The organism is Streptomyces sp. NPDC006265 (genome assembly GCF_040613555.1).
GTDB lineage: Bacteria > Actinomycetota > Actinomycetes > Streptomycetales > Streptomycetaceae > Streptomyces.
The window spans coordinates 1-5,625 of record NZ_JBEXSH010000605.1 but is presented as its reverse complement, the minus strand read 5'-3'; the positions used below and the strand labels follow the sequence as shown (position 1 = coordinate 5,625).

Annotated in this window: 7 protein-coding genes; 2 read left to right on the top strand and 5 right to left on the bottom strand. The window is 72.6% G+C overall.

The features are described from left to right. Positions 1 to 32: 32 nt before the first annotated feature. A complete protein-coding gene (locus tag ABZ281_RS35220) occupies positions 33 to 659 on the top strand; it encodes a DUF6286 domain-containing protein (RefSeq protein WP_356662141.1) in 627 nt (208 codons plus the stop codon). Positions 660 to 663: 4 nt separating this feature from the next. Beyond that, on the top strand, positions 664 to 1,242 hold the full coding sequence (amaP, locus tag ABZ281_RS35215) for an alkaline shock response membrane anchor protein AmaP (protein ID WP_356662140.1): 579 nt from the start codon (positions 664 to 666) through the stop codon (positions 1,240 to 1,242). A 21-nt stretch (positions 1,243 to 1,263) separates the two neighbouring features. Here the strand turns inward: amaP and ABZ281_RS35210 are convergent, their stop codons facing one another. The 5 genes from ABZ281_RS35210 to ABZ281_RS35190 form a co-directional block, all read right to left on the bottom strand. Then, positions 1,264 to 2,019 carry an SDR family oxidoreductase gene (locus ABZ281_RS35210; protein WP_356662139.1) on the bottom strand — a complete coding sequence of 252 codons (756 nt, stop codon included), beginning with the start codon at positions 2,017 to 2,019 and terminating at the stop codon, positions 1,264 to 1,266. Between the two features lie 5 nt (positions 2,020 to 2,024). Next, entirely contained in the window at positions 2,025 to 3,809 is a 1,785-nt protein-coding gene (locus tag ABZ281_RS35205; RefSeq protein WP_356662138.1) for a glycoside hydrolase family 15 protein, read from the bottom strand. A gap of 120 nt (positions 3,810 to 3,929) precedes the next feature. Further along, positions 3,930 to 4,727, bottom strand: a complete 798-nt coding sequence (locus ABZ281_RS35200) for an SURF1 family protein (RefSeq protein WP_356662137.1) — start codon at positions 4,725 to 4,727, stop codon at positions 3,930 to 3,932. Positions 4,728 to 4,776: 49 nt separating this feature from the next. Next, entirely contained in the window at positions 4,777 to 5,010 is a 234-nt protein-coding gene (locus ABZ281_RS35195; RefSeq protein ID WP_078615365.1) for a hypothetical protein, read from the bottom strand. Between the two features lie 79 nt (positions 5,011 to 5,089). Continuing rightward, positions 5,090 to 5,625, bottom strand: a 536-nt coding sequence (locus tag ABZ281_RS35190; RefSeq protein ID WP_356662136.1) for a BRCT domain-containing protein, incomplete at its 5' end; no start/stop codon positions are given.

Genomic DNA, 5,625 nt, shown 5'->3' with positions numbered 1-5,625 from the left:
TGGGCAGCGATGTGTGCAGCGTGTCGGCGGCAGTGCTGAGCCTCCTCGAACACGCCGCCCCCGTTCAACCCTCGGCCGCCGACACTCCACTGCCCGGCCCCGAGGCCGAGGGCGAACCGGAGGGCCGCTTCTGGTCGGCGCGGCGCGTCCCCGCCGGCATCGTCACCCTGCTGCTCCTGGGCCTCACCGGGCTGTTCCTCTATGACATCGTCTCCGTGCGCGCCGGCCGGCCCGGCATGTACTGGCGCCGGGAACTGGCCGAGCAGCTCGCCGAACGGCCCCTGGACGACACCTGGGTGCTCGTCGGCGCCGGGGTCGCCGCAGTCCTCGGCCTCTGGCTGCTGATCCTGGCCGCCACACCGGGCCTGCGGGCCGTGCTCCCGATGCGGCGCAGGCACGTCGGCGTACGCGCCGGACTGCACCGGGACGCCGCCGCCACCGCGCTGCGGGACCGGGCCATGGAGGTGCCCGGCGTGCAGGCGGCACGGGTACGGGTGCGCCGGAGGCGGGCGGACGTCCGTGCCGTGTCGCACTTCCGTGAACTGGACCACGTACGGACCGAGCTGGACGACGTGCTCGCCGACGCGGTCGGGGGGCTGGGGCTGTCCCGGCCGCCCTCGCTGTCGGTGCGCGTCCGGCGGCCCGGCCGGAAGGGGTGAGACCGTGCTCAGGATCGTCAACCGCGTGTTCCTCGGCCTGGTGGGCCTGGTCCTGCTGGTGCTGGGAGGCTCCGTCCTGGCCGTCGGCCTCGGCGCCCCGGTGCCCTCGTGGTGGATCCACGACAGCAAGCACGACGTGCTGCTGAGCAACGCCGAGCGCACCCGCTGGCGCGACGACGGCTGGTGGTGGCCGGTCGTGATCGCCGTCCTCGCGGCCCTGCTGCTGCTCGCCCTGTGGTGGCTCGTCGCGGTCCTGCGCCGGCGGCGCCTGGCCGAGGTCCTCGTCGACACCGGCGACGGCGAGGGCGCGCTCCTGCGCGGCCGGGCCCTGCAGAACGTCCTCACCCAGGAGGCGGCCCACATCGACGGCGTCGGCGGAGCGCACGCGCACCTGAAGGGCCGCCGCGCCGCCCCCGAGGCCCACGTACGCCTCGCACTGGAGCCGCACGTGGACCCGGGAACGGCACTGAACGACTTCGCCACCGGCGCCCTCACCCATGCCAAGGCGTCGGCGGGCCTCGCCACACTCCCGGCAGAGGTGAGACTGAAGGGCGTCAAGCACGGTGCCGAACGGGTGAGTTGAGCACGGGTCGTGTGCGACCCGTCAGAACCCGTGCCGCGCTCCACCGTCGACCGGCACCATGACCCCGGTCAGATAGGAAGCCGCCGGCGACATCAGGAACGCCGCCACCCGCCCGAACTCCCCCGGAGCCCCGTACCGCCGCAGCGGAATCCGCGACTCCGACGCCGCCCGGGTCGCCTCGGGATCCGCCGACAACGCGTCAAGCTGCCGTACCCGGTCGGTGTCGATCCGCCCGGGCAGGACACCGACCACCCGGATGCCGCGCGGCCCCAGTTCGTCGGAGAGCGACTTGGCGAACCCGGCCAGCCCCGGCCGCAGCCCGTTGGAGATGGTCAGGCCCGGGATCGGCTCGTGGACCGACCCGGACAGCACGAAGCCGATGACGCCACCGGCCTCCATGTCGGCGGCGGCGGCGCGGGCCAGCCGCACGGCACCGAGGAACACCGACTCGAACGCCGTCTGCCACTGCTCGTCCGTGTTGTCCGCGACGAACCCGGCCGGCGGGCCGCCCACGCTGACGAGCACGCCGTTGAAACGGCCCCAGTGCTCCCGCGCGGCCGCGATCAGCCGGGCCGCCGCCTCCGGGTCGGCGTTGTCGACGGCGACCCCGACCGCGTTCGGTCCCAGCTCGGCCGCCGCTTCGGCGACGGTCTTCTCGTCCCGCCCCGAGACGACCACCTTCGCCCCGTCCGCGACGAGCTCACGCGCGGTGGCGTTGCCGAGGCCCCGCGTGGCCCCGGTGACGACGTACACCCGGTCCTTCAGTCCAAGATCCATGGTCCCTATCCTGCCCCGTCCTCACCGAACAGGGCGAGGGCGGTGTTCACCAGCCCGATGTGGCTGAACGCCTGCGGGAAGTTGCCGAGGTGCCGGCCCGTCATCGGGTCGTACTCCTCGGACAGCAGCCCGACGTCGTTGGCGAGTCCCGCCAGCCGCTCGAACAGCTCACGGGCCTCCTTCGTGCGACCCGTCATGTACAGGGCGTCGGCGAGCCAGAACGAGCACACCAGGAAGGCGCCCTCGCCGCCGGGCAGTCCGTCGACGTCCGCGTCGTCCGTGGTGTAGCGGCGCAGGAAGCCGCCGTGGGTCAGCTCTTCGCGGACGGCGTCGATCGTGCCGATCACCCGCGGATCGTCCGGGGGCAGGAATCCCACGCGCGGGATGAGCAGCAGCGCGGCATCCAGTTCGCGCGAGCCGTAGAACTGCGTGAAGGTGTTGCGTTCCGGGTCGTAGCCCTTCTCGCACACCTCCCGGTGCACCTCGTCCCGCAGCGTGCGCCAGCCGTCGAGGTCGCCGTCCAGCTCCGGATGGCGCTCCAGGGTGCGCACGGCACGGTCGGCGGCCACCCAGACCATCACCTTCGAGTGCACGAACTGGCGCCGGCCGCCGCGCACCTCCCACAGTCCCTCGTCCGGCTGCTGCCAGTGGGTCCGCAGGAAGTCCAGCAGGGCTGTCTGCAGCGCCCACACATCGGGCTGGGCGGACAGGCCCGACTCGCGGGCGAGCGACAGGGAGTCCATGACCTCGCCGTAGACGTCCAGCTGGAGCTGCTTCACGGCGTCGTTGCCGATGCGGACGGGGGCGGACCCGACGAAGCCGGAGAGCCACGGCAGCTCGAACTCGGGCAGCCGTCGCTCGCCCGCCACGCCGTACATGATCTGCAGATCCGCCGGGTCGCCGGCGACGGCGCGCAGCAGCCAGTTCCGCCAGGCCTCCGCCTCCTCCTGGTAGCCCGCGGCGAGCAGCGCGTTCAGGGTGAGGGTGGAGTCGCGCAGCCAGCAGTACCGGTAGTCCCAGTTGCGCACCCCGCCCGGCTCTTCGGGCAGCGAGGTGGTGGGGGCGGCGACGATGCCGCCCGTCGGGGCGTAGGTGAGCGCCTTGAGGGTGATCAGGGAGCGGACGACGGCGTCCCGGTACGGGCCCTTGTAGCGGCAGCGCGACACCCAGGCCCGCCAGTCCTCGACGCTGTGGCGCAGTGCGTCGTACGGGTCGATGAGCGGTGGGCGCGGCTCGTGGGAGGGGTGCCAGGTCAGGACGAAGGCGACCTTCTCGCCCTTCTTGACGGTGAACTCGGCGTGCGTGCCGTAGTCCTCGCCCCAGCTGGTCACTTCCGGCTCGCTGCGCAGCCAGGTCGAGTCCGGGCCGGCGACCGCGACGCGATGGCCGTCGGCCCGGCGTACCCAGGGGATGATCGAGCCGTAGTCGAAGCGCAGCTTGAGGACGCTGTGCACGGTCACCTCGCCGTCCAGGCCCTCGACGACGCGTACGAGGTCGGGGGCGCGGTCGCGTTGGGGCATCAGGTCGGTGACCCGGACCGACCCTTGTTCCGTCTCCCACTCGGTGTCCAGGACGAGGGTGTCGTGGCGGTAGGCGCGCCGGGTGCAGCGTTCCGCGCCCACGGGGGCGATGCGCCAGTAGCCGTTGTCCTCGTCACCGAGCATTCTGGCGAAGCAGGCCGCCGAGTCGAAGCGGGGCAGGCACAACCAGTCGACGGATCCGTCCGTACCGACCATGGCCGCTGTCTGCTCGTCGCCGATGAGCGCGTAGTCCTCGATGCTGGGGTGCACGGAGTGCGGGTTCCCGGCAACTCGGCGCGGCAATCAGGGCAAGGGCCGGGGGAGTGATGTGGCCCGGCCGACCGACGCGGGTGGTCGGGCCCGGGCCCCGGGCCGATCCACCGCCGGTGTCTACACCGCCGCCGGCTCGGCCTCCGACGTGCCGGCCGCGCCGGCCGCCTTCTGGGCCCGGTCCCCGGCCTCGCGGCGGGCCAGGACCGTCCAGCCGACCGGGACGGCCGCGGCGAACAGCCACCACTGGATGGCGTACGCGTAGTTCAGCGCCGCGTCCTCCTTGCCGGGGTTGCCCATCAGCTCGGGGGTGTCGCCCTTGGGCTCGGGGGACGTCTGGGCGATGTAGCCGCCGAGCACCCGGGCGTCCAGGCGCCGGGCCTGCTGCTCGCTGTTGATCAGCATGATCTGCCGGTCAGGCAGGCCCTGGAGGTTCTTGATGCCGCTCGCCGCGGTCGTCTCGTCGGGCATCAGCCGCCCCTCGACGGTGACCTCGCCGCCCGGCGGGGCGGGGACCTTCGGGAACGTGGTCTGGCTCGGGCCGTCGGACGGGATCCAGCCCCGGTTGACCAGCAGCACCTTGCCGTCGGCCAGGACGAACGGGGTCAGCACGTGGTAGCCGACCTCGTCGTCGGAGTTGGTGCGGCGCCGGACGACGACCTCGTTCTCCGTGTCGAAGCGGCCCTTCGCCGTCACCGTGCGGTACCGCTCGGCGCTGGTCACGGTGTGCCCGGGCGCCGTCAGCTTCTCCACGGGCACCGGCTCGGCCGCCAGCGCGTCCGTGACCAGCTGGTTCCGGGCGGTGCGCTCCTCGTAGCGATGCATCTGCCAGATGCCCAGCCTGATCATCGTGGGGATGAGAAGCAGGGCGATCAACGTGAGGATCACCCACTGCCGGGACATCAGGAAGCGGTACACCCCACGACCGTACAACTCGGTCGTGGGGTGCATTCGGGCGGGTAAGGGTTCACACCTTGTCGACAATTCCTGCCTTTCCCTCCGCGCGGGCGCAGTGGGCGCCGCAGTACCAGTGGCCCTCGACCTCGACGCCCTGGCCGATGATCTGCACCCGGCAGTGCTCGCAGATGGGGGCCATGCGGTGGATCGCGCAGGAGAAGCAGTCGAAGACGTGCACCGCGCCCTGCGCGTGCACCTCGAAGGTCATTCCGTACTGATTGCCACATACCTCACAGGTCGCCATGCGCCACAGGGTGGGCCGTCGTCCCCGCGCGGGCGAGCGGGCGCCGGGCGAGTCGCCCGGCAATCACCCGTCCGTACGGTCACCCCTCCGGCGCCGGCTCCACATTCGCGAGGAGTTGCCCGAACGCCGCCTCGTCCACGACCGGCGTGCCGAACTGCCGGGCCTTGACGGCCTTGGACGTGCCGGAGTCCGGGTCGTTCGTGACGAGCAGGCTGGTCAGCCGGGACAGGCTCGTGGCCACGTGCAGCCCGGCCTCGGTCGCGCGGTCCTCCAGCAGGTCCCGCTCGGTGGAGGTGTCGCCGGAGAAGGCGACCCGCATGCCCTGCTTGAGCCGCTCGCCCGGCTGGTACCGCCCGGGGTTGGGGTAGGGGCAGGCGGGGCGCTTGCGGGACGGGCGCCAGCTGCTCGGCCGGTAGCTGCCGTAGCCTCCGGGGCCCGCCTGCTGGCCGATGCGGGGCGCGGCGGGACGGTCCGTCCATTCGGTCAGCGGTCGGCACTCGTGCAGCGGCAGCCGTACGTTGTTCGCCGCCGCCCAATGCCTGGCTGGTGCGCAAGGGCTTCTCCCGGTACCGACGGCGGTCCTCCCGGGTGAACACCAGGGCCGGCACGTCACGT